The 21,659-nt window shown below is 63.4% G+C and carries 24 protein-coding genes and 1 pseudogene; 12 read left to right on the forward strand and 13 right to left on the reverse strand.

The features are described from left to right. Positions 1-247: 247 nt before the first annotated feature. The 3 genes from ACXJKO_RS05600 to ACXJKO_RS05610 all read left to right on the forward strand — a co-directional run bounded on the left by ACXJKO_RS05600 (position 248) and on the right by ACXJKO_RS05610 (position 5,860). Entirely contained in the window at positions 248-3,949 is a 3,702-nt protein-coding gene (locus tag ACXJKO_RS05600; RefSeq protein WP_457090099.1) for a vitamin B12-dependent ribonucleotide reductase, read from the forward strand. Between the two features lie 356 nt (positions 3,950-4,305). Then, positions 4,306-4,755 carry a hypothetical protein gene (locus tag ACXJKO_RS05605; protein WP_457090100.1) on the forward strand — a complete coding sequence of 150 codons (450 nt, stop codon included), beginning with the start codon at positions 4,306-4,308 and terminating at the stop codon, positions 4,753-4,755. Next, a complete protein-coding gene (locus ACXJKO_RS05610; protein WP_457090101.1) occupies positions 4,748-5,860 on the forward strand; it encodes a serine/threonine-protein kinase in 1,113 nt (370 codons plus the stop codon). The genes ACXJKO_RS05605 and ACXJKO_RS05610 overlap by 8 nt, the downstream gene beginning before the upstream one ends. Positions 5,861-6,876: 1,016 nt before the next feature. Here ACXJKO_RS05610 and ACXJKO_RS05615 read toward each other — a convergent pair. Beyond that, positions 6,877-7,377, reverse strand: a complete 501-nt coding sequence (locus ACXJKO_RS05615; RefSeq protein ID WP_457090102.1) for a winged helix-turn-helix transcriptional regulator — start codon at positions 7,375-7,377, stop codon at positions 6,877-6,879. A 97-nt stretch (positions 7,378-7,474) separates the two neighbouring features. Between ACXJKO_RS05615 and ACXJKO_RS05620 the strand changes: the two genes are divergently transcribed. Beyond that, positions 7,475-8,128: a glutathione S-transferase family protein gene (locus tag ACXJKO_RS05620; protein WP_457090103.1), complete on the forward strand. Its 654-nt coding sequence runs from the start codon at positions 7,475-7,477 to the stop codon at positions 8,126-8,128. A gap of 230 nt (positions 8,129-8,358) precedes the next feature. On the opposite strand, the gene ACXJKO_RS05625 is transcribed toward ACXJKO_RS05620, so the two are convergent. Next, complete coding sequence (locus tag ACXJKO_RS05625) at positions 8,359-9,240, reverse strand: LysR family transcriptional regulator (protein WP_457090104.1); 882 nt, start codon at positions 9,238-9,240, stop codon at positions 8,359-8,361. 104 nt (positions 9,241-9,344) lie between these two features. Between ACXJKO_RS05625 and ACXJKO_RS05630 the strand changes: the two genes are divergently transcribed. Further along, positions 9,345-10,052, forward strand: coding sequence for a glutathione S-transferase family protein (locus ACXJKO_RS05630; RefSeq protein ID WP_457090105.1), 708 nt, complete (start codon positions 9,345-9,347; stop codon positions 10,050-10,052). A 203-nt stretch (positions 10,053-10,255) separates the two neighbouring features. Here the strand turns inward: ACXJKO_RS05630 and ACXJKO_RS05635 are convergent, their stop codons facing one another. Both ACXJKO_RS05635 and ACXJKO_RS05640 read right to left on the reverse strand, forming a co-directional pair. After that, positions 10,256-10,837, reverse strand: a complete 582-nt coding sequence (locus tag ACXJKO_RS05635) for a YdeI/OmpD-associated family protein (protein WP_457090145.1) — start codon at positions 10,835-10,837, stop codon at positions 10,256-10,258. A gap of 268 nt (positions 10,838-11,105) precedes the next feature. After that, positions 11,106-11,909: an SDR family oxidoreductase gene (locus tag ACXJKO_RS05640; RefSeq protein ID WP_457090106.1), complete on the reverse strand. Its 804-nt coding sequence runs from the start codon at positions 11,907-11,909 to the stop codon at positions 11,106-11,108. Positions 11,910-12,499: 590 nt separating this feature from the next. On the opposite strand from ACXJKO_RS05640, the gene ACXJKO_RS05645 reads away from it, so the two are divergent. Further along, on the forward strand, positions 12,500-12,931 hold the full coding sequence (locus ACXJKO_RS05645) for a hypothetical protein (protein ID WP_457090107.1): 432 nt from the start codon (positions 12,500-12,502) through the stop codon (positions 12,929-12,931). On the opposite strand, the gene ACXJKO_RS05650 is transcribed toward ACXJKO_RS05645, so the two are convergent. After that, entirely contained in the window at positions 12,912-13,229 is a 318-nt protein-coding gene (locus ACXJKO_RS05650) for a hypothetical protein (RefSeq protein ID WP_457090108.1), read from the reverse strand. The genes ACXJKO_RS05645 and ACXJKO_RS05650 overlap by 20 nt on opposite strands. Before the next feature lie 276 nt (positions 13,230-13,505). On the opposite strand from ACXJKO_RS05650, the pseudogene ACXJKO_RS05655 reads away from it, so the two are divergent. The 3 genes and pseudogenes from ACXJKO_RS05655 to ACXJKO_RS05665 form a co-directional block, all read left to right on the forward strand. Next, positions 13,506-13,661 (forward strand): annotated as a pseudogene (locus tag ACXJKO_RS05655) (DUF6894 family protein); the annotation flags it as partial. A gap of 89 nt (positions 13,662-13,750) precedes the next feature. Further along, positions 13,751-13,972 carry a hypothetical protein gene (locus tag ACXJKO_RS05660; RefSeq protein WP_457090109.1) on the forward strand — a complete coding sequence of 74 codons (222 nt, stop codon included), beginning with the start codon at positions 13,751-13,753 and terminating at the stop codon, positions 13,970-13,972. Next, positions 13,969-14,520: a sigma-70 family RNA polymerase sigma factor gene (locus ACXJKO_RS05665; protein ID WP_457090110.1), complete on the forward strand. Its 552-nt coding sequence runs from the start codon at positions 13,969-13,971 to the stop codon at positions 14,518-14,520. The genes ACXJKO_RS05660 and ACXJKO_RS05665 overlap by 4 nt, the downstream gene beginning before the upstream one ends. 37 nt (positions 14,521-14,557) lie before the next feature. On the opposite strand, the gene ACXJKO_RS05670 is transcribed toward ACXJKO_RS05665, so the two are convergent. The 3 genes from ACXJKO_RS05670 to ACXJKO_RS05680 form a co-directional block, all read right to left on the reverse strand. Next, positions 14,558-14,950, reverse strand: coding sequence for a response regulator (locus tag ACXJKO_RS05670; RefSeq protein ID WP_457090111.1), 393 nt, complete (start codon positions 14,948-14,950; stop codon positions 14,558-14,560). A 1-nt stretch (position 14,951) separates the two neighbouring features. Continuing rightward, positions 14,952-15,350: a response regulator gene (locus tag ACXJKO_RS05675; protein WP_457090112.1), complete on the reverse strand. Its 399-nt coding sequence runs from the start codon at positions 15,348-15,350 to the stop codon at positions 14,952-14,954. A 421-nt stretch (positions 15,351-15,771) separates the two neighbouring features. After that, a complete protein-coding gene (locus ACXJKO_RS05680) occupies positions 15,772-15,924 on the reverse strand; it encodes a hypothetical protein (protein WP_457090113.1) in 153 nt (50 codons plus the stop codon). Between the two features lie 614 nt (positions 15,925-16,538). Between ACXJKO_RS05680 and ACXJKO_RS05685 the strand changes: the two genes are divergently transcribed. Beyond that, a complete protein-coding gene (locus tag ACXJKO_RS05685) occupies positions 16,539-16,676 on the forward strand; it encodes a hypothetical protein (protein WP_457090114.1) in 138 nt (45 codons plus the stop codon). 62 nt (positions 16,677-16,738) lie between these two features. Continuing rightward, on the forward strand, positions 16,739-17,356 hold the full coding sequence (locus tag ACXJKO_RS05690) for a hypothetical protein (protein WP_457090115.1): 618 nt from the start codon (positions 16,739-16,741) through the stop codon (positions 17,354-17,356). 208 nt (positions 17,357-17,564) lie between these two features. Here ACXJKO_RS05690 and ACXJKO_RS05695 read toward each other — a convergent pair whose 3' ends face one another. The 5 genes from ACXJKO_RS05695 to ACXJKO_RS05715 form a co-directional block, all read right to left on the reverse strand. After that, positions 17,565-17,744, reverse strand: coding sequence for a hypothetical protein (locus ACXJKO_RS05695; RefSeq protein WP_457090116.1), 180 nt, complete (start codon positions 17,742-17,744; stop codon positions 17,565-17,567). Between the two features lie 242 nt (positions 17,745-17,986). After that, entirely contained in the window at positions 17,987-18,334 is a 348-nt protein-coding gene (locus tag ACXJKO_RS05700) for a DUF2853 family protein (RefSeq protein WP_457090117.1), read from the reverse strand. A gap of 63 nt (positions 18,335-18,397) precedes the next feature. Continuing rightward, a complete protein-coding gene (locus ACXJKO_RS05705) occupies positions 18,398-18,913 on the reverse strand; it encodes a YidB family protein (protein ID WP_457090118.1) in 516 nt (171 codons plus the stop codon). A gap of 130 nt (positions 18,914-19,043) precedes the next feature. Next, a complete protein-coding gene (gene mscL / locus ACXJKO_RS05710; RefSeq protein WP_457090119.1) occupies positions 19,044-19,511 on the reverse strand; it encodes a large conductance mechanosensitive channel protein MscL in 468 nt (155 codons plus the stop codon). A gap of 332 nt (positions 19,512-19,843) precedes the next feature. Continuing rightward, a complete protein-coding gene (locus ACXJKO_RS05715; protein ID WP_457090120.1) occupies positions 19,844-20,287 on the reverse strand; it encodes a DUF3597 domain-containing protein in 444 nt (147 codons plus the stop codon). A gap of 358 nt (positions 20,288-20,645) precedes the next feature. Here ACXJKO_RS05715 and ACXJKO_RS05720 point away from each other — a divergent pair, with 358 nt between their 5' ends. Beyond that, positions 20,646-21,635, forward strand: coding sequence for a DUF2865 domain-containing protein (locus ACXJKO_RS05720; RefSeq protein ID WP_457090121.1), 990 nt, complete (start codon positions 20,646-20,648; stop codon positions 21,633-21,635). Positions 21,636-21,659 lie beyond the last annotated feature (24 nt).

Genomic DNA, 21,659 nt, shown 5'->3' on the forward strand with positions numbered 1-21,659 from the left:
TCCGATCCGAGACCGGCGACCGACCCGAAAGGGAGGTCGAAATCTCCCCAGAGCGAGCGTTCAGAGCCCGCGGCAAGTTGTTTGCCGCGCGACCTGTGGCGTCTGAAGGGAGGCCGTAACTCGGGCGTGGTGCGTGTGGCGATCCGCAAAACGGATCGTTGGGGTATCGAAAAATTTTTGGGGCTGAAAGCCACAGGCATGTCTTGTGGCGACGGGGACGCTTGTCTCCAAACTTAGGATGTGACCGATGCGGATTGACCGGCGTTATACGAAACCTGGACAGGATCCCTACTCTTCCCTCTCCTTCCGTCTTGCGACGAGCGAGATCCGCAACCCGGACGGCTCGATCGTCTTCAAGCTCGAGAACATCGAGGTTCCGGACACATGGAGCCAGGTGGCATCCGACGTTCTGGCGCAGAAGTATTTCCGCAAGGCCGGCGTTCCTACGCACCTGAAGAAGGTCGAGGAGAACGACGTTCCCTCCTGGCTGTGGCGCTCGGTGCCCGACGAGGCCAAGCTCGCCAAGCTGCCGGAAGACAAGCGCACCGGTTCCGAGATTTCCTCCAAGCAGGTGTTCAACCGCCTTGCCGGCTGCTGGACCTATTGGGGCTGGAAGGGCGGATATTTCTCCTCCGAGGRGGATGCCCGCACGTTCTATGACGAGCTGTGCTTCATGCTCGCCAACCAGATGGTCGCGCCGAACTCGCCGCAATGGTTCAACACCGGCCTGCACTGGGCCTACGGCATCGATGGCCCCGGCCAGGGCCACTATTACGTGGATTACAAGACCGGCAAGCTGACCAAGTCCAAGTCTTCCTACGAGCATCCGCAGCCGCATGCCTGCTTCATCCAGGGCGTCGAGGACGACCTGGTGAACGAGGGCGGCATTATGGACCTGTGGGTCCGCGAGGCGCGCCTGTTCAAGTACGGCTCGGGCACGGGCTCGAACTTCTCCAACCTGCGCGGCGAGGGCGAGAAGCTCTCCGGCGGCGGACGTTCGTCCGGCCTCATGAGCTTCCTCAAGATCGGTGACCGCGCTGCGGGCGCGATCAAGTCGGGCGGCACCACCCGTCGCGCGGCGAAGATGGTCGTGGTCGATGTCGATCACCCGGATATCGAATCCTACATCGACTGGAAGGTGAAGGAGGAGCAGAAGGTCGCGGCCCTCGTGACCGGCTCCAAGCTCGGCAACAAGCACCTCAAGGCCATCATGAAGGCCTGCGTGAACTGCGAGGCCGAGGGCGATGCCTGCTTCGATCCGGAGAAGAACCCGGCTCTGAAGAAGGAAATCAAGATGGCGCGCCGGGTCATGATCCCGGACAACTACATCAAGCGCGTCATCCAGTTCGCCAAGCAGGGCTACACCGACATCGAATTCCCGATCTACGACACGGACTGGGATTCGGAAGCCTATCTCACGGTCTCCGGCCAGAACTCCAACAACTCCGTCTCGCTGACGGACGAGTTTTTGCGCGCGGTGGAGAATGACTCGGATTGGCAGCTCAAGGCCCGCAAGGACGGCAAGGTCCTCAAGACCCTGAAGGCCCGCGACCTGTGGGAACAGATCGGCCACGCCGCATGGGCATCCGCCGATCCCGGCCTGCACTACAACACCACCATGAACGATTGGCACACCAGCCCCGCCGGTGGCCGCATCCGGGCGTCGAACCCCTGCTCGGAATACATGTTCCTGGACGACACGGCCTGCAACCTGGCTTCCGCCAACCTGCTGCAGTTCTTCGACCGCGCCGCGCATAAGTTCGATGCGGAATCCTTCGAGCATGCCTGCCGTCTCTGGACGGTCGTTCTCGAAATCTCGGTGATGATGGCGCAGTTCCCGTCCAAGGAAATCGCGCAGCTTTCTTATGAGTACCGCACGCTCGGCCTCGGCTACGCGAATATCGGCGGCCTGCTCATGACCATGGGCTTGCCTTACGATTCCGACGCGGGCCGTGCCCTTGGCGGCGCACTCACCGCGATCATGACCGGCGTGTCCTATGCCACCTCCGCCGAGATGGCGGGTGAGCTCGGGCCGTTCCCGAACTACAAGGCCAATGCCAAGTCCATGCTGCGCGTGATCCGCAATCACCGCCGCGCGGCGCATGGCGAGGCTCAGGGCTACGAGGGTCTCTCGGTCAACCCGGTTCCGCTCGATCACGCCTCCTGCCCCGACCAGAGCCTCGTCGCCCATGCGAAGCAGGCCTGGGACCGCGCACTCGAACTCGGTGAGAAGAACGGCTACCGCAACGCCCAGTCCACCGTGATCGCGCCCACCGGCACGATCGGCCTCGTGATGGATTGCGACACCACCGGCATCGAGCCCGACTTCGCTCTCGTGAAGTTCAAGAAGCTCGCCGGCGGCGGCTACTTCAAGATCATCAACCGCGCCGTGCCGGATGCCCTGCGCACCCTGGGCTACCGCGAATCCGAGATCGCCGAGATCGAGGCTTACGCCGTCGGCCACGGCTCCATGAAGCAGGCTCCCGCCATCAACCCGGGCTCGCTTGCTGCTAAGGGCTTCACGGATGAGAAGATCGAGGCTGTCGAGAAGGGCCTGAAATCCGCCTTCGACATCAAGTTCGTCTTCAACCGCTGGACGCTCGGCGATGACTTCCTCACCGGCACGCTGAAAGTGCCGGCGGAGAAGCTCAACGATCCGTCTTTCGACATCCTCTCCTTCCTCGGCTTCTCGAAGGCCGATGTGGAAGCAGCCAACATCCACATCTGCGGCGCGATGACTCTCGAAGGCGCTCCGCACCTGAAGACCGAGCACTACGCGGTGTTCGATTGCGCCAACCCGTGCGGCAAGATCGGCAAGCGCTATCTCTCGGTGGAAAGCCATATCCGCATGATGGCGGCGGCGCAGCCCTTCATCTCGGGCGCGATCTCCAAGACCATCAACATGCCCAACGACGCCACCGTCGAGGATTGCAAGAGCGCCTACATGCTCTCCTGGAAGCTGGCGCTGAAGGCGAACGCCCTCTACCGCGACGGCTCCAAGCTCTCGCAGCCGCTCAACTCCGCTCTCATCGCCGATGAGGAGGAGGATTCCGAGGACGCGGTGGAAGCGCTCACCGCCATGCCGGCCGCTGCGAAGGCAGCGCACGTGTCGGAGAAGATCGTCGAGAAGATCGTCGAGCGCGTGGTCGCGATGCGCGACCGCGAGAAGATGCCCGACCGTCGCAAGGGCTACACCCAGAAGGCCGTCGTCGGTGGCCATAAAGTTTACTTACGTACTGGCGAATACGACGACGGCCGTCTCGGCGAGATCTTCATCGACATGCACAAGGAAGGCGCCGCCTTCCGCGCGATGATGAACAACTTCGCCATCGCGATCTCGCTCGGCCTGCAATACGGCGTGCCGCTGGAGGAATACGTGGAGGCCTTCACCTTCACCCGCTTCGAGCCGGCCGGATTCGTGCAGGGCAACGAGCGCATCAAGAGCGCGACGTCGATCCTCGACTACGTGTTCCGTGAGCTCGCGGTGTCCTACCTCGCCCGCAACGACCTCGCCCATGTGGACCCGTCGGAAGCAGGCCCCACCACCATCGGCTCGGGCGAAGCCCAGTCGAAGGCCCCGGAAGCCGCCCCCGCCACCACCGTCGTCTCCCGCGGCTTCACCCGCGGCAACGCCGACCGCCTCATGCTCATCCCCGGCGGCGGCGRCAGCGCCGGAGGCATCGTGCAGCGTCCGAGCACGGTCGGCGCGAACGCTCTCAAGAGCGAACTCGCCCAACCGGCCACGCAGGAAGTGACGGTCGGCGAAGCCGAAATGTCCAAGCTCGCCTTCACCGCTCCCGCAGCCCCCTCCATCGCGGACAAGCGCGCCGAGGCCAAGATGAAGGGCTATGTGGGCGAATCCTGCCCCGAATGCGCGAACTTCACGCTGGTGCGGAACGGGACCTGCTTGAAGTGCGATACCTGCGGCAGCACGACGGGTTGTTCGTAAAATAGGGAGCCCCGGAAGTGAGGATGCACCCAAAGGTTGGTCAGATTAACCGATAGTGCGCCCTCGAATAACCTATCCGTCCGCCGCACCCCAGCGGCGGACCACCTGATGGAGATAGGCAGACGGTCGGAGTGGTCTCACCCCAGCAGCCCGATCCGAATGATCGAACAGTCCGCCGCGCCGCGGCGTCCCCTCAGAAACTGCAATCGCGAGCAGATCTCCGTACTTGGCGCGGGCAATGCAGCCGGATGTAGCCGGACGATCTGACGACGCGAGGAACAGACCGACAGCCGTTACTGCGCAAGACATGGGCCAGGGAATGGCGCGGCGCAGACACGGGTCGGCAAGGACCACTCGTGACTGCAATAGGCTTTAACATCAGCAAGGGTGCCATCTGGTCGTGTGTCGTTGAAGGGACGCGGAGCGCACCGGAATTCCGAGACCTGGGACGGCAGCGGTTCAACCCTGACCAGCCGCGCCCGGATCTCGCCAACTACTTCAAGCAGGTCTTCGGAGAGATCATCGACAGGGTTCCCTCCCCGCAGCTTGCATACCGACTGACGCTCAATGCCAAGAGCGCCGACCAAGTCGCCTATCTCTGCTTTCCCTTCGGCATCCTGAACCTCGTCGCGCATGAGCGCGGACTGGCCATCGATCAGTTCACCACAGCCTCCTTTTCCAAAAAGGCTCTTGGCTTCACCGGTGACAGGTTTGACGCATGCGACACCATAAAGGGACGGCCGGAGAACTGGGACAGGGATGCGAAGCTCGCAGCCCTAAGTGCATGGATGGTGCTCGATGGCTGAACTCACCGCTCCGCTTCTCCAGCCGGGCCAGGTGATCCTGAACAAGTATGAGGTGCTGCGTTTCCTCGGGCGCGGGCACTTCGGCCAGGTCTTCCAGGTCTTCAACCAGAACCTGCAACAGGTTTCCGCGCTGAAGGTAATCCTCGTCGAGAACCCCGAGTCCCACAAGGCCGTCGTGGAAGCCCAAGCCATGAGCCTCTGCGGCCATGACCACGTGGTGAGGATCATTACCGCCGACGTCTTCGACGGCTCCGTCCTGATCGAGATGGAATACATTGAGGGCGGCTCCCTTGGTGATCGGTTGCTGCGGGAGTTCGTCCCCGTCGTCGATGCGGTCACCTACGTGAAGCAGATCCTGTTTGCCCTCGAACAGGCTCACGCTAAGGGTTTCGTGCACCGGGACGTGAAGCCCGGGAACATCATGCTGGCTCCGCGCGCGGCCAAACTGTCCGATTTCGGTACCGCGATCCATACGCCCACAGGCATCAGGGTCATGGACGGCTTCTACCGCCCCCATGCCTCTCCCGAGGCGGTGAACGGCTATGAGTTCTCACCCCGCAGTGACGTGTATGCTGCGGGACTCACCCTCCTACGGGCGGTCAACAACATGGCAGGTTGGGGCCACGCATGGAGAGACGATGTCTCCTTCACTCGAGACATTGCCAACGGGGACGTCCCTGGTCGCATCGGCCACAGGGAATGGGTGCCTCGCGGCCTCAAGTTGATCCTCAATCGGGCGTGTTCCAAGCATCCAGACCGACGGTATCAGAGCGCAGCGGACTTCCGCCAAGCCTTGGAAGGACTTCGATTAACTCGTGCCTGGATCCGGACCTCCCAAGACGAATGGACCTGTAAGTTTGAAGGCCGGGCGGAGATTCTCCGGTATGTCCCGGGCAGGCGTCACAGTGTCGAATACCTCGTCGCGGGCCGTCGCAGAACGGAGCACAGCTCGACTTGGGACACGGAGCGAGACGCCCGCCTCGCTCTCGAGAGAACCGTGGCGGCGCTGACCCTATTGCCCACCCGGTCGAAGCAAGGAGGTGGGCGCGGGAAGCGAATGCCACAGAAAACGGGCCCTGCCCTCCTGCCGGATCACGGCCTCTAGCCGCTCGGTAGTACCACCGTGTCGGCGTCCGAGGCAGTCCGCTGGCATCAACCTCTAACGGTCGATGCTCCCTGAAACCAGGACGCGGTCGTCCGGTCACGTCTCTGTATTTCTGATGGGGAACGTGGTCGGATCTTGCTGCGACTTGATCGAGGAGAACGGCGTCCTGGCGAGGAGGCAGCAGCAATGCCATTGGCGGTTGTCCCCGGGTCGAGAAGTCTGACCCAAACCCGGGGGTATCCTGACTCGAATCGGCGAAAAGCCTGACTCTCCGGTCCTTGCAGCCTTGGGTTGTGTGTGGGCCGATAGGACTGGGCAAATCCGCCAAGGATTGAGAAAGGCCCGCTTCCGTCAGGGAAGGCGGGCCTTTTCTCGTTCGGACGTCCTCCGCGCCCCAGGCGTCGAGTCCTTTGGGCAGGTACGGCCGCTCTCTTCACCGAAGAAACACGGAGATCACGAGGATTCCGACGGCCAGTCCCGCAAGAAATCCAATGCGTTTCACCGATGTCGCAATCCTGTCTGTGTGCTTCCTGATGACGTCCAGGCGCGCCAGGGACGGGTCGGCCTCAGATTGTGCACGACGGCCCTCGCGGGTGTGCCGGACTGGTCGCGCAGGCGGATTCGCTCAATGCGCCGGAGGTCCTCGCCCTCGAAGACGTAGAGACGGTCCTAGCACATGGTTCTTGCTGACTTCCCACTGGAGGGCTTCGTAGGCGTAGCCTTGGGATGGGCTCTGGTAGGACGACACCGACCAGCAGACTCTGTGGGTCTCGCCGGCCCTAGGATTCGGTCGCTGGAGAGCGAATACGCATCCAATACGGAACTGCTGTATCCCGGCTTGTGCTTAGAAATGCCGAACCTCCCCGACGTGAGCATTCTGTCGGGTGATCTGTTCGTGACCTCCACCATCAAGGGACAGAGGGGATCGGCGCAGTCCGTCCTGTTGCCGCTTGTCCACATGACGACCTAGGCCAGTTCCCTTTCCCGCGCCTCGGCCTACTTCGGATGACGAACGCTCAGCAAGGATCCTTCTTTTGCGCGGCGACCTTCTCGTATGCGGCCTGAAGCTCATGCAGCACCGAGCGCTTCGGAGCAGGCGCGCCGAGATGCAGCGCACGGAGCTCCGCCATGAACGCATCCCACAGCGATAGACCGCCCTCCTCCAGCAACTGCGCGCGGATCGACAGCTCCTCCGAGACCGGCCTGTGGCGCCGCCCCCAGCTCCCCATCTGCACGAGCAGGGGCACGAGCTGGATAGCAGGCTCGGTCAGGCTATAGATGGCCTTCTGCTGGTGGGTCGGATCGTCGCTTTTCGTGAGCAGTCCGGCCTCCATCAGCCGCTTGAGCCGAGCGGCCAGAATATTGGATGCGATCCCCTCCTCCGAGCGGTTCAGCAACTCGCGAAAATGGCGCCGATTCCCGAACATGATGTCTCGGATGACGATCAGGCTCCATCGGTCGCCCAGAACTTCGAGAGTCAGGTTGATCGGGCAACCGGAGCGGTGCGCATCGTCCATGTGGATCCTCATCGGAGACTGCTTGCAAAATAGGATCGGTCGAGTTACCAATCAACCAGTTGCATTCTGAAACCAGATACTCCCGCGCGAGGCGACGATGACGTTGAGGCTCTATGCCCACCCCTTTTCGTCCTACTGTCAGAAGGCGCTGATTGCGCTCTACGAGAATGGCACCGCATTCGAGTACCGGATGCTCGACAACGAGCAGGCGAACTCAGAATTGGCGGCGATGTGGCCGATCAAGCGGTTTCCAGTCCTGGTGGACGACGGCTGCCCAATCGTCGAGACGAGCATCATCATCGAGCATTTGGACCTCCATCACCCGGGATTGACGCGCCTCGTTCCGGAGGACGCCCGAGCCGCTCTCGACGTGCGCATGATGGACCGCTTCTTTGACAACTACATCATGACACCGGTGCAGAGGATTGTGTCCGACAGCCTGCGATCCGCAGAGGCGCGAGATCCACAGGGCGTGGCTGAGGCCCGCGAGATGCTCGATAGGTCCTATGCCTGGCTTGATAGGGTCATTGATGGGCGAGAATGGGCGACGGGTAAGGCTTTCAGCCTCGCCGATTGTGCGGCAGCCCCCTCGCTCTTCTACGCTGATTGGGTGCATCCGGCCAGCGAAGCGTTTGGCAACGTCCGGGCCTATCGCAAACGGTTGCTGGTGCGGCCGTCATTCGCACGGGCTGTGGACGAGGCACGGCCGTATCGCCATCTCTTTCCGCTTGGCGCCCCTGATCAGGATTGAACGGGTTTTTTGCATTCCCATCCGACCACAGATGCCAAGGGGAGGATGCGATCCGAGCAACAGCGCCACCATCAGTGATATCCGGCATTCGGCAGCAAAGACCACCGGCTCCGATTGAACCCATCCGATATCCTCGAGGATACTCGGGATGGCGCTCTCCATGTCATGGCCATCGCATACATCCCGCATCCACCGCAGCGGTCCTCGCCGGAGCCATCAACCGCAGGCTGTCAGGCACCTGCCAGGAAATCGATGACGGCCCTGACGGCAGGGAGCTGGCCGCGCCGATGAGGCGTCAGGATCGTGGAGGTCACGATGCCGGCGGCCCAGTCCGGGAGCACCGTTGCCAAGTCCCCGCTTTCGACCAATGCGGCTGTCATCGTCTCGGGAAGGCAGGCGATGCCGAGACCCGAAGCCGCGGCCCGCAACAGCACCGAGGATTCATCGGCCACCAGACGCGCCGCCGGAGCGACTTGAACCTCCAGTCCGTCGTTGCTTTTCAGGAGCCATGTCCTGGACGTTGGAGCCGTCAGGAGCGCGTCATGGCCGACGATGTCCTCCGGGCGCCGGGGCACGCCCCGCCGGGCCAGGTAGTCCGGTGAGGCGACCAGCGTGATCCGCTCGGTKGCCATCCGGCGCTGAAGGAGATCGGAATCGGGCAACGGCGCGAAGTGGCTCCTGATCGCGATATCGAAGCCCTCCCGGACCAGGTCGACGAAGCGGTCGGTGACGTGGAGTTGCAGGTCCAGCTTGGGATAGGCGCGGGCGAGCGTCGGCAGGCGATCGGCCAGATGGAACTGCGCCACCGGCACGGAGGCGGTGATCCTGACCATGCCCTGCGGCTCGGCCTGCCGACGCTGCACCACGCTCTCGGCGGCCTCGGCCTCGATGACGGCGGCCCGGGCATGGTCGTAGAAATCCTTTCCGACGTCGGTCAGCACGAAGCTGCGCGAGGTGCGATGGATCAGGCGAATGCCGAGGTCCGCCTCGAGCTCGGCGACCCGCTTGCTGACCGTCGACTTGGGAACGCCCAAGTGTCGTGCGGCAGCGGCAAAGCCCCCGCTGTCGACCGCTCGGACGAAGATGTGCAGATCGTTGAAGTTGAACCTCATGCGCCATCGTTCACATTTGTGGACTTTAGGTTTCCAAAGTAGCCGCTACAGCGTCAAAGTCCATGGTGCCATCTTGATGTCGTCACAGATACAAGGAGATACACATGGTTCAAACCCTCATGTACGGCGTCCCGTCGGGATGCTCGTTCGGCTCGATCGTCGCGCTGGAATGGCTCGGGGAGCCTTACCGCCTCTGCCGCATCGAGATGCCGGCAGACGTACAGAGCGAAGCCTACCGCCGGATCAATCCTGTCGGTGAGACACCGACGCTGATGACCGCCACGGGCGAGCGGATCAGCGAGAGCATGGCGATCCTTCATCATCTCGGCGCTCGGGGGATCGGCAAGGGGCTGTCCTTCGCCCAGGGCACGCCGGAGTTCGACCGGTTCAACAAGGTCCTGGCGTTCCTGAACACGAGCTTCTTCACCGCGTTCGGCCCGCTCTGGTACGTCTTCGAGCATGGCCTTGAAGGACCTGCGAAGGATGCCCTCAGAGCCTATGGGGCTGCAAAGGTCACCAAGGCCCATGCGGACCTGGAACAGATGCTCGGTGACAAGGACTGGCTGCTGGGCGACCGACCCACGTTGGCCGATGCCTACTTCGCAGGCATCGCGCGGTGGAGCAAGTATCACGACGTCGTCGATCGCCGCGACTATCCGGGCTTGCAGCGTCTGTTCGAGAGGCTGGAGGCGGATCCGGCGGTCAGGTTCGCGCACGCGATCGAGCGTGGCGAACCCGATGTCAGCGTGGGCGGGTTCCAGGGGGAGATCACTTTGGACAATGTCTTGCGCCAGCAGGCTCTCGCAGCTTGATGCAGTGAAGGCCCGCCTCACGATTTGAGGCGGGCCTTCTGCCAGCAATGGCAGTAGGTGACTGGTCCGAGGAGGCCGCCCCGCATCCCGTAACGAACCTGTCCGCGAGAGCTCCTTTGGAGATGCCGTCCCAATGAGAACCTTGATCGCGCAGCTACACTGCTTCCGTAAATGCTTCTTCGAAATTCGCCAGGGTTCGCAGTTCAGTGAAACCGCTCGCCACGTTCAAGCTGCGCGAGGATCTGAGCGATTCTTTTCGCTCGCGTCTCGGGCCGTTTCGCCGTTTGGAGCCGATAGTAGATCGAGTAGAGGTTCTTGCGGTCGAGCGTCTCGAAGAACGCCTTGGCGTCCGGCATCGTCTCCAGCGCGTCAAGGAAGTCTTGAGGGATCACCATCGCCGCCGATCCTGCGTAGGCGCCTTCCCAGCGCCCATCCGCCTTTGCCGCATCGACATGCGCGAGCCCAGCAGGCGTCATCCGCCCTTCCGCGATCAGCCTTGTTGCATGCTCTCGATTCCTGGCTGACCAGTTCGACTTCGGCTTCCGCGGCGTGAGCCGCTGGAGGAAAGACCTGTCATCGAGCGGTTGCTTCTGGCCATCGATCCAGCCGAACCGGATCGCCTCTACAACACACTCAGTCCAGGTGACGGACGGATGGCCGGAGTCGGCCTTGAAGATTTGGACCCACAGCTCGCTCCTGCTGTGGTGATGCTTCGCCAGCCACTCACCCAGCTCTCGCGCCTCTCGAAACGCCACTGGCGTGCGTAATTTCTCAACCATGGTCATAGGTAGCAACTGATATCTCTTTTTGGAAGCAGCGAGGCGGCGCCAGAGTCGGATCATTCCCGCAATTGAGCCTGGAGCCTAGGCTCGCGCAGGCGCTCCGGCGGCCGACATCGCAGTACCGGTGCTGCTGCTGGCAGGGCAACGAGCCGCCGGAGCCGACCTGGGAAGGCGATCCGGCGGCAGTTCCCGAATAGGGGCAGCTTCAGGAACCCACATGTTTTGCGCGACCGGGCTCGCGCACTGGGCGCGAACCCGCGCTTCCCGAGCCCTACGTCCGGGTTATGGAAATACCTCCATCGACGACAAAGGCGCTCCCCGTCACGAAGCTCGAGGCATCCGATGCCAGGAACAGGACTGCCTTCGCGATTTCCGCCGGGGTCGCAAGCCGCTTGAGGGCATGCAGCCCCTCGACGAAGGTGCGGACCTCCGGAGGCGATCCCGGCGCGTTGACGATGTTCGACGGGGTATCGGTCCCGCCCGGCAAGATGGCGTTCACGCGAACGCCCCTGGCCCCGAACTCGGTCGCAAGAACCTGGGTCAAACCGATCAGGCCCGCCTTGCTCGCGGCGTAGGCGGCCATTCCGGGCATTCCAGCCGAGTAGCCGACAAAGGTGGAGGTGAAGATCAACGAGCCGCCGCCCCGGTCCAACATTGCGGGCACCTGATACTTGGCGCCAAGGAACGCGCTCGTCAGGTTGATCTCGAGCGTATCGCGCCATCCATCCAGCGACAGGCCCGAGACCGCTCCGGTGTCGCCCACGACACCAGCATTGTTGAAGGCGATGTCGAGACCGCCGAAGCGCTCGACCGCGGTTCTGACAAGTGTCTCCGCCAGTGCCTCGTCCCTCACGTCGCCCGCAACTGCGACGGCAGCACCTCCGGCCTCCCTGATCTCAGCAACCAGCGCTTCCAGTTCATCGGCTCGGCGCGCCGTGACGAGCACATTCGCCCCTTCCTGCGCAAAGAGTTTGGCCGTTGCGTATCCAATGCCGGAGCTGGCCCCCGTTACGATGGCCGTCTTGTTCATGAGCGTAGTCACTGATGGAAATCCTTCTTTGGGCTCAATGCCCATGACGGATTTCTCAGATCGGATGGTAAGCGGCGACCCGTTTCCTGCGCCCGATTCCTGTGATGCAGTCGTCCACCGCTCCCGAGGGAGCAATCCAAACAAAGACTGCTCTAGGCTATGCTGCGCCCTGCCAAGGGTGCTTTCGGCAGTCGAGGGTGCCGCCCTGACGGACGTGACTGCGCTTCATCAGGGAGTTCAGACCAGCCGGGACATGCGTCACGAAACGGGAAGCGCCGGATCGTAGGTGACACGGGCGCCGCGCCATATCATCCCGGCACGGTAGCGACCGCAACGCCGACGACAGGCCGGAAACACGCGCAAGCCACCGTTGCGAAAGCGGGCGCCCCTCGGCCGCCCGCAGCCCACTGCCGTGTGATGAAGGACAAGCCTTTGGACTCCCCACCGGACCGGGCAAGTAAAGCTTCGGCACCTTCCAGACTCCCTTCCGCCGGACTCCTGGAACGGAATACGGACCTGCGCAAGGATTCCCACCGGCAAGATCCTCGCCAGGGTCGATGAGTCCCTCCTTCCGCCGCTCGGTGCGCGGAGACCTTGGGAAGGGCGTTAACCCAGTCGGGTGGAATCCGGCTCTCATGGCTTCCACTCCCGCCGTGATCCACCTAAAGCCGTTGCCGAGTTCCCTGACCTCGTCGAAGGACAACCAAGACATGCCAGTGTTCATCGAAAACACCAGGAACGGGAAAGCCGTCTATGAGGTCGTCGACGTGGACGGGAGAATCATCGACTCCTATCCTGTCGAGGAAGGGCCCGATCGCGCCATCCAGGTATGCACAACCACCGCGATCCGCGGCCGGATGTTCATTCCAATCCCGGCGGAGCTGCCCAAAGGCTATTCGGTTGTCCTCGTCATCGACGGACCGAGAAGATACTTCTTGGTCGCAGCCCCAGGGGTCGGCTTTCTGGAAGGCGGCCATCCCTCGTTCGAGGCTGCGGTATCCGCAGCTTGGCGCGACTCAGAGCTTGGACCGGAGGCAAAGGATGCGTCTACGCCTCCGGGAATGTAGAACTCCGATGTCTTTCCGCGGCCTGGATTTCCCCTGCCGGAATCAGTCGTCCTCCCGCGATGAAGTGGCGAACCGTCGGGTGATCGAGGTCCAGGAGACTTCCCCGTCCGTGAGTGCGTTCATACTCGAATCCCGGTGCGGTCCGCTTGATCAGCTCCCGGTACCGCTCACCGGCGGCGCGGTTCTCTGATCGCTCGAGGCGAGGCCCGATCTCCCTGATCTGGGCAGCGAGGACGCGGTAGTCGCCCATCTGCTCCGCAAACTCCATCATGGCGATGGCAGCATCGTCCCGATCCATCACGCACTCCGCTCAAGGCCTTTCCCTGCGTCCAGTCTTGAGGGATGGGGCCGTCGGCGCAACCGGCGCAAATGGTGGACCAGAGCGCCTTCCGACGTACGTACGCCTCATGCAATGGCCGGGCTCCCCGGGACTCGGGACGATCCCATCCCTGCCCGGAGCATGCGTCCGTGGCTTGAACGATTTCCTGCCCCCTGAAGTTGACTGACACCATCTGTCCGCCAGCAGGAGAGGCCAGGTGCCCCGCTACTTCCTTGACGCCCCGATGGCGATCGGCTCCTCCAGGACACCAAAGAGCTTGAATGCCAAGATCATGCGGGAGTACGGGCCGAGGCCCAGCGTGCCTTGCCGTACATCGCGCGGGATGCACTGCCAGAGGCGATCAGCAAACCTTCATCGCGAGCGTCAGAAACGCGAGAGGGCATTTGGTGACCAGATCTGCGCTCACGCTCATTGTCGAGGATGCTTTCAAGAGCCTGGTGGATTAAGACCATAAGATCATCCCTCACGACGAGGCTCCCATGGACGATGACGAGGCTCCTGACGACATCACCCTTTGGGACCGCAAATTCCCTCAAGGTTGGAATATCGATCCCAAGTCCAGTGACCGGCTCGGCGCTGCCGACCTGGACTGGATCGAGCGTGAACTGCGGGTCTACTACACCGACCTCCTTTGCGAGCCCGTACCGCACCGGCTCCTGGCTCTGGTCGACCTGAGCCTTAGTCGAAGGACGGTCCATTGACACTCGATCCATCTTTGCGAGATGAGATCCTGGCGGCTGTGCCAAGCCTGCGCGCTTTCGCCATGTCCCTGGCGGGTAAGACTGATCGGGTCGACGATCTGGTTCAGGAAACGCTTGTGCGGGCCGTGACCAACATTCACCACTTCGAGGCTGGGACAAACCTCAATGCCTGGCTGTTCACGATCCTGCGCAACCTCTTTCACTCCGAGTACCGGAAGAGACGGCGCGAGGTCGAGGATGCCGACGGCTCCTACGCGGCCCGGCTCTCGGCCCCACCCGAACAGGGAGCGCGGCTCGAATTCGAGGATTTCCGGAGGGCTCTGGCCCACATCCCGCTCGACCAGCGCGAGGCCCTGCTACTGGTCGGGGCTGAGGGACTGTCGTATGAAGAGGCTGCCCAGGTGTGCGGGGTCGCTGTGGGGACGGTCAAGAGCCGCGTCAACCGGGCCCGTGCCAGGCTTGCTCGGATGCTCGACGTCGAGCACGGCCAGGAGTTCGACCCGGACCCGACGATCAAGGCTGCCCTTCAGGGGCCGTTTGAGATCTGAAGGGCTCATGCCCGTTCGGGCCCACGTGCTACCCTTCTCACTTCTCTTCTGAACCCACCAGCTCATGAACGTGCCTGACGAGCGTCGCAGCATGGTAGGGCTTTGGCACGAAGCGGCCATCGTCCGGGATCTCGTGATGCTTGGGGCGTGCGTAGCCTGAGGCGATCAGCAGCCGAACGTGCGGCCATCGGGCATGGACCTGCTCAGCCAGCTCCATGCCGTCCATGGAGCCGGGCATGTGCACGTCCGTGAACAGCACCTGGACCTCGTCGGATCGCGCCTCCAGCACCTTGAGGGCGACGTCCGCATTGGCCGCCTCCAGCACCTGGAAGCCTGCCTCCTCCAGTTCGTCGGCGGCGGTCATCCGCACCAGCAATTCGTCTTCGACGAGAAGAACAACGGGTGGATCGTTGCTTGTACCCTGCGCCATATCACGTCACCGGAGGCTGAGGGTCATGAATGGCCTTCTCGGCCTGGACCAGCACGTCAAGACCGCGCCAGGGGTTCGGCATGAAGGTGACGCACTCGGGCAGATCGCCCAACTGGGCACTGGGATCGCCTGAGGTGAGCACGACTCTGACCGTCGGCCAGAGCTTGCACGCGGCCTTGGCGAGCTGGACCCCATCCATCTCTCCCGGGAGTCGCACATCGGCGAACATCATTGCCACCTCGCCCCCGCGTTCCTGGAGGCAGTCCAGGGCCGCTTCCGCGCTTTCGACCTCTACCACCTCGAGGGGCGTCTCCTCCAACAAGGCGCCTGCAAGTGCCCGGACATCGGGATTGTCCTCGACGATCAGAGCCACATGCGGCTCAGGCTGAAGAGCGTTCATGGTCAATCTCCCTGATTTCCATCTGGCGCAGGATGGCCACGAGGGGGTCTGGGACTGTTGGCTCAAGTACGTCCCGGTAGGTCTCGGCAAACGCACGGGCGATCATGAATGTGGCGACGTCCGGATGGACGTCGTTGACATGGGGAGGCGCAGGTCGCCTGAGGCGTCGTGGGGCATCGGCTCTCTCCTTAAATACTGGTCTCGTGTGCCCGTCGCGGCAGCTCATGCCTGCTGCGGGTATCACAGATTAGTGAGGGGAACCGCCGACCCGACGATGGGTTTCAGCGTGGCGGCAGAATGTCTCGATCCTCAACGGCGCTCGCGACGTCTACACTAGGCAACTTGTCTCGCGGCTCTCGACGAGCATGTCCGAAGTGGCGGGCACGTCCCTTCGGAACGAGAACCCTGGGGCATGCTTCCGTCACTGCCGTGGCCGGCGGTTGAGCCAGACGGTCGCCTGCATGCTCGTCCACGCCGTCAGCACCAGGAACTCGTGCCAGTCGCCGTCGGGCGCCAGGAGTCGTCGCACCTCATAGTCCGCGGTTGCCTCACCGGGAGGGGATCGTACAGCCACCTCATGCTGCTTTGACAGCCGGACGCGCCGTTCCTCGCACATGGTGTGAAGCATGCCGTCGCACGGGCCTCCCACACACCGATAGGTTCGCTCCCGCGTGGCCATCACGAACGCTCCGTTTTCCCGGCCTGTGCCGGTCGTCCCTGAACTGACCAATCGACGACCGCCAGTGCCGGTTCCTCGGTCAAGCATGGCGGACGATGGGTACCAGCTAAGCTCTGCAAGGACCTCGTCAGCCGACCGGAAAGGTTCGTCGTGGATACGGCTGGAGCGGGCTTCGCCTGCCCATTGGAGATCGCATCAAACGAGACGCTGAAGGCAAGCTCACCTTCGGTATTCTCGATCTCAAGGGTGCAGTCATGAGGGTTTTGATGCCGGGCCACACGCAGGGACTCGTGGAGCTGTCATCACATCGGGGAACTTGAGGCCCAGATCGCCGTGGCTCAAGGTCTCGCCACGGTACCGGGCATAAAAAAGGCGAGACGTGGCCTTCTACAACCCACCCGGCCCAGTCGCGTTTCAGTGTGCGGGCAGGAGGAGAGGCCGGTAACGCCACCATCAGCCCCCTCCCCACCTGGCCCCGAACACCAAGGGATTCGCCGCATCTCCAAGGCATGCAAACCATAGCCGCCTTCAAGCATCCTGGCATCAGGGCGATTCCCCTATCCGAGGATGTCAGCCGCTGGGCCAATGCCTTTCTGGCTCCGCCTGTCATCGGGTTCACGCCCGGCAACGGGGTTTTTCGCCTCTAGTCCGGATGGATCAGCAACCTGGGGAGCCAAGGCCACGTTGCTCCTCATCAAGTGAGGCGGGAATGTCAAAGCCCCGAAGCCGGCTCGCGTCGTTGGCGAGATCATGCAGCGTGCTGGCCGTGGCCCTGATCCTCCCGTTCACGATCGGCGCCGTTCCTGCCCAGGCGCAGGGCATCTTCGGGTTGTTCAGGGCCTTCTCCCAGCCGGCAACCCCGGCCCCGGTGCCGCAGTCGTTCGGGTATCAAGCCGATCCGGAGGTCGAGAAGCCTCGGCGCAAGGTCCGCCCTCGGCCAAAGCCCGTGGCCGTCGAGCAGCCTGAGATCAAGAAGCCGATCGAACCGAAACCCATGGGAGAGATCGACAACCCCGTTCCGGCGCTCCTGGCCGACAGCACGTTGCGCCGGGGCGACATGGTGATGTTTCCCGACGGGCTGCGGGTCTTTGCAGGACGCCCTGGCGGGCCACACAAGCTCACCGACTTCAAGCCTGTCGCTCAAGCAGGGAAGCTCCTCTCGCGTGAGACACGGAAGCTGGTCAAGCACCTGCTTCCGAGTGAGAACATCGCCTGGAGCACGGATGCGGTCAGGTCCGGCGGCAAGCTTGCTGTCAACACCGACGATGTCGCGACAACCGGAAGCGTGAACCGACCCAAGGGTCACAAGGGGTCAGGCTCGCGCTGAAGGCATCCTACGGTACGGTCCCGCCTGGAGCTGTTCGACATCGGCTTCGTTGAGGCTTACCAGGAGTGTGACGACGATCACTGGTCATTCGTGTCATCTCGGATCGCGACCGCTCTGCCCCTCCGCATTCTCTGACGGCGGTGTGGTACCCGCCATTGACGTAGGCCCGCCCCGGGACGGGCCTTCGCGCTTTCAGACTTCCTGGGGGTCAAGGACAGAGATAGCCGCGGTTGCCGTCCGAGACGCACCGTGCCCCGTTGGGGAGGATGATCCCGCCCGTGCCGTCAGGCGGCACGACCACCCCATTCGACAGCGTGAAGCCGCCACCCGGCTGTGCAGCCACCGTCGTGCCGTCGGGCAGGGTGTACCTGCCGTCGCTGTAGGTCACGCGTCTCGTGTACGTGGGTGCGGATGTCGGCGCCATGGGCGCCGAAGGCACTGCTTGCGCGGATCCCAGGTTCGCGGGCGGCACAGGGATGGCCTGCCGCTCGCCTGACGAGACGCACGCGGACAACGCGCAGGACATCAACACGATAGGCGGCAGGCGCATGAAGCCTCTCAGGTCAGACCAGGAACGTTACGCGGTCGTTGAATGCAGCCGCGACGAGGACAAAAGGGACGTCCGAGAGCTCAGCTCTTCCCCGCAGCAGAGCCGGGGCCACCGAACATCGACAGCTTCCCGAAATGCTCGGCCAACAGGTAGTAGACCGTGACCCTGTTCTTCGTCCGGTCGCCCTTCAGCTTCTCGCCGACAGCCATGATCGCCTTGTCGAGATCAGCGTCGGTATCGGCCAGACCGAGCTTCTTTTTCAGGAAACTCTCCCGCACCCGCGCGACCTCTTCCCTATCACTCAGCGAGACCAGGGTCGAATCCCGCTTTTGCAACGCGATGCCGCAGTAACGGACAATCCCATTGATCGCATTCTGGTCCGCGTTTGCGGAGTATTTCTGCACGTCCGACGCCCAGTCTTCAGCCATCATTTCCTCCCGCACCTATCAAGTGAACTTTGCAGTCCCATGACACTCTCCTTGGATGCCCGATCAGGAACGCGGCAGGTCCGTCGCGTCAGGCAGGTGCCCGTCGGGGGTGACCTTATCCACGGTTTCCGGCAACAACGTCGTGAGCCGCGACAGGAGTTCCTCGCGCGACAGCCCGGTCTGCTGGGTCAAGGTCGCGAGCACCTCGGGACCGATGGCTTGTTCGAGCTGCTCGGGAGCGATGGGCTTGTTCGGTCCGGTGCCGACCCAGGACTCGGCGACGTCGCCTTGGCCTTGCTGCCTGAAGCTCTCCATCAACTCACCGAGCCCGCCGCCACCAAGGCCGCCGAGCAGCCCGCCGAGGCCAGCCTGCTGATTGCCTCCGCCCGCCGTGCCGGGACTGCCACCCAGGCTGCCGAGAAGACCGCCCAGGCCACCCGGCTGGCCATCTTGATCCGGAGCGCCAGGGTTGCCCGAACCCGCTCCCCTCAGCATCTCGGCGATCTTGTCCCGGTGTTGGAAGCCTGCCACAGCGAGCAGGCCCAGCAGGGCCGTCATCGATGGAAATCCGCGGCTCATTGCAATGCTCCTCGGGTTGGTGGGTGCGGCAGAAGTAACGTCAGACCTTCAACAGGGTTCAGGGCGCTCCTGCCGTCACCCGAACACTCCAAAGCAATAGGGTTCCTCACCTTGCCGCTCCGCCGACGGTTCAGGAGCCTCTCACCGGCTTGATCTCGGCACGTCCTATCCCCTGACCCGTCGCCAAGAGGTCTCGGATCTCCGACAGCAGCTTCACGTCGGCCGGGATTTCCGGGGCCTGGGGAACATCGACCTTGGCATCTTCCTGACGCTTCAACTTGTTCATCGCCCGGATCACGAGGAACAGCACCCAGGCCACGATGATGAAGTTCAAGGCAACCGTGATGAACTGTCCGTAGCCGATCACGGCTCCCTGCTTCTTGGCGTCGGCGTAGGAGGCTCCGTCCTGCACGGCCGAGGACAGCGGCAGGTAGTAGTTCGAGAAATCCAGCCCGCCGGTGACCGCGCCGATGATCGGCATGATGATGTCTTGCACCAAGGATGTGACGATGGCCCCGAACGCCACGCCGATGATCACGCCGACCGCGAGGTCGACCACGTTCCCGCGCAGGGCGAACTTCTTGAACTCCTCAAGCATGAGGCTGTCTCCATCTGGTTTGATCGACGATTGGCTTCGGAATTTCGACTGCGGCAGATGGCGAACCTGTTCTTGAGGGAATTCGCGGTGCAAGTCTTGCAGAGGCGTCCGCCATCGGCATCACGCCAAGGCAGGTGACGACCGGCAGCTCGGACCAGAACCTCATGTTGCGGCTCTCCCAAGGCAGGAACGGCGGTGCAACATAGGTTAATCTAGGGAGTTGGCCCGGTTTCACCATCAGGGGCGCACCGGCTCTTTCGGGGGAGGCCCCCGAGCCGCCCCAGACGGTGGCACCAGCAGGGATGCGTCGGCGCGGGAAACCCGCCGCGTTCCTAGCTTCTCAGATCGTCGGGAACCTTGCCGCCGCTCGCCGCGAGCTTGGTCATGACCTGCTTGTGCAGCCAGACGTTCATGGTCGCGGAGTCGGAGGTGTCTCCGGTGTAGTTCAGTTCCTTGGCGAGTTCCTTGCGCGCCTCGAGGCTGCTGTCGAGGTCGAGCAGCTTCATCAGGTCGACGATCGACTTGCGCCAGTCGAGCTTCTGCCCCTTCTTCGCTGCGAGGCCGGTCAGCACCGCCTCGACGTCGACCTGGGACATCGGCGCGCCGCCAGATGCCGGCGTGCTCGCCGTCCCTTGCGTGGTCGAAGCGGTCGCCGTCCCCGCAGGGGCTGCACCAGCTCCCTGGGTGGGCTGTGCCGGGGCGGACGGGGCCTGAGGCGCTTCCTGCGCCGTCGCGGATCCGAAGATGGCGTCCTTGATCCTGCTGAAGATGCTCATCGTGTGCTTCCCTTGAAACGGCGTTCCGGCAGGTTGCCCTGTGGCCAAGGAAGTAGCGCCGATCCCGGCCAGGACAACGACCGCCGACCAGGCGTGCTGGTTCGACATTGACGGAGAAGCCGTGGAAGGCGGACCGGACGGGAGATGCTCTGTCGCGTCCGTTGCCCCAACGGTCCGCCGATCGGCGCAAAATCGGTAGCGCGGGAACCACGACCCACCCCGCCCGCTTGTTTCCGCACCTGGCACCCGCATCCATCGTTCCCCGTCCTCCCGTTCGCTCAGGGTTTGCGTCGGCATACCGTTCGGCATCGGCACGGCACTTCGCCGGGTGCACAATGCTCCGGCTTCGGAGGACAGCATGCCGACCTGGCTCCGCCTCTTCCGGAAGGCCATCCCTGCCGTTTCGACGGCGCTCCTCGCATTGCCCTTCGTCGGCCCCACCGCAGCCCGGGCCCAGGCAGCGGCCTGCGAGCGGTACAGGACCGAACTCGCTTCCCTGAACCGCAACGGCGCCGCGCCGGCCAACGCGCAGCGCCAGCGCGGCGAGATCGAGCGCCTAGTCGGCTACTACCGGGCCATCGGCTGCGACCGTGGTGGCCTCTTCTTTCACGCGTCGGACGCGTGCGGTCCCATCGCCGGACAGATCCGTGCCTTGCAGGCGAGCTATCAGACCCTGCTCGGCCAGGCCGCCGATCCGGACATGATCGAGGACCGTCGGCGCCAGCTCAGGGCCGCCGTCGCCAGGGCCTGCGACGCCGTTGCGTCGCCCGGCCCCATTCAGGCGGCCAGGCCGAAGGGCAGCGGACGGCTGGTGTGTGTCCGGTCCTGCGACGGGAGCTACTTCCCGCTTGACACCGCACCGAAGGCCAAGGGGGACGTGGCGGCCCTGTGCAGCGCCCTGTGCCCGAATGCCGAGGCGACGGTGTTCCGGCTTCCTCGCGAGGGCGGGATCGAGCAGGCCGTGTCGGAGACCGGCGAGCCTTACATGAAGCTGCCCAACGCGCTGCGCTACCGAACGGCCCATGATCCGGGCTGCTCGTGCAAGAAGCCGGACGAGAGCTGGGCGCGGGCCCTGCGCAAGGCCGAAGGACTGCTCGAGCGCCGGAAGGGCGATGTCCTGGTGACCGAAGCCATCTCGCAGCGGATGGCCAATGTGGCGTTCAGGCGACCGAAGGCCAGGCGGGACAAGACAGAGGGCGCGACCGTCGGTCTATCGACCTCTCAACCAACCGCCGGCTCGGACCCGTCTGTCACGGGCAGCATCGGACCCAACCCTGCGTCACCCTTGGGGCCGGGCAAAGTGATCCGGGTGATCGCGCCCGACATCATCCCGGTGCCCGTGCGTTAGGTCGGCTCGGAAGCCCTTCCCCGT

Source organism: Microvirga sp. P5_D2, from assembly GCF_054049475.1.

What these genes read in the sequence shown, in the direction of transcription:
- ACXJKO_RS05610 (WP_457090101.1), top strand. Translation starts at nt 4,748, where the DNA reads ATGGCTGAACTCACCGCTCCGCTTCTCCAGCCGGGCCAGGTGATCCTG.
- ACXJKO_RS05615 (WP_457090102.1), bottom strand. Translation starts at nt 7,377, where the DNA reads ATGGACGATGCGCACCGCTCCGGTTGCCCGATCAACCTGACTCTCGAA.
- ACXJKO_RS05620 (WP_457090103.1), top strand. Translation starts at nt 7,475, where the DNA reads ATGACGTTGAGGCTCTATGCCCACCCCTTTTCGTCCTACTGTCAGAAG.
- ACXJKO_RS05630 (WP_457090105.1), top strand. Translation starts at nt 9,345, where the DNA reads ATGGTTCAAACCCTCATGTACGGCGTCCCGTCGGGATGCTCGTTCGGC.
- ACXJKO_RS05635 (WP_457090145.1), bottom strand. Translation starts at nt 10,837, where the DNA reads ATGACCATGGTTGAGAAATTACGCACGCCAGTGGCGTTTCGAGAGGCG.
- ACXJKO_RS05640 (WP_457090106.1), bottom strand. Translation starts at nt 11,909, where the DNA reads ATGGGCATTGAGCCCAAAGAAGGATTTCCATCAGTGACTACGCTCATG.
- ACXJKO_RS05645 (WP_457090107.1), top strand. Translation starts at nt 12,500, where the DNA reads ATGGCTTCCACTCCCGCCGTGATCCACCTAAAGCCGTTGCCGAGTTCC.
- ACXJKO_RS05650 (WP_457090108.1), bottom strand. Translation starts at nt 13,229, where the DNA reads ATGGATCGGGACGATGCTGCCATCGCCATGATGGAGTTTGCGGAGCAG.
- ACXJKO_RS05660 (WP_457090109.1), top strand. Translation starts at nt 13,751, where the DNA reads ATGGACGATGACGAGGCTCCTGACGACATCACCCTTTGGGACCGCAAA.
- ACXJKO_RS05670 (WP_457090111.1), bottom strand. Translation starts at nt 14,950, where the DNA reads ATGGCGCAGGGTACAAGCAACGATCCACCCGTTGTTCTTCTCGTCGAA.
- ACXJKO_RS05675 (WP_457090112.1), bottom strand. Translation starts at nt 15,350, where the DNA reads ATGAACGCTCTTCAGCCTGAGCCGCATGTGGCTCTGATCGTCGAGGAC.
- ACXJKO_RS05685 (WP_457090114.1), top strand. Translation starts at nt 16,539, where the DNA reads ATGCAAACCATAGCCGCCTTCAAGCATCCTGGCATCAGGGCGATTCCC.
- ACXJKO_RS05690 (WP_457090115.1), top strand. Translation starts at nt 16,739, where the DNA reads ATGTCAAAGCCCCGAAGCCGGCTCGCGTCGTTGGCGAGATCATGCAGC.
- ACXJKO_RS05700 (WP_457090117.1), bottom strand. Translation starts at nt 18,334, where the DNA reads ATGGCTGAAGACTGGGCGTCGGACGTGCAGAAATACTCCGCAAACGCG.
- ACXJKO_RS05705 (WP_457090118.1), bottom strand. Translation starts at nt 18,913, where the DNA reads ATGAGCCGCGGATTTCCATCGATGACGGCCCTGCTGGGCCTGCTCGCT.
- mscL (WP_457090119.1), bottom strand. Translation starts at nt 19,511, where the DNA reads ATGCTTGAGGAGTTCAAGAAGTTCGCCCTGCGCGGGAACGTGGTCGAC.
- ACXJKO_RS05715 (WP_457090120.1), bottom strand. Translation starts at nt 20,287, where the DNA reads ATGAGCATCTTCAGCAGGATCAAGGACGCCATCTTCGGATCCGCGACG.
- ACXJKO_RS05720 (WP_457090121.1), top strand. Translation starts at nt 20,646, where the DNA reads ATGCCGACCTGGCTCCGCCTCTTCCGGAAGGCCATCCCTGCCGTTTCG.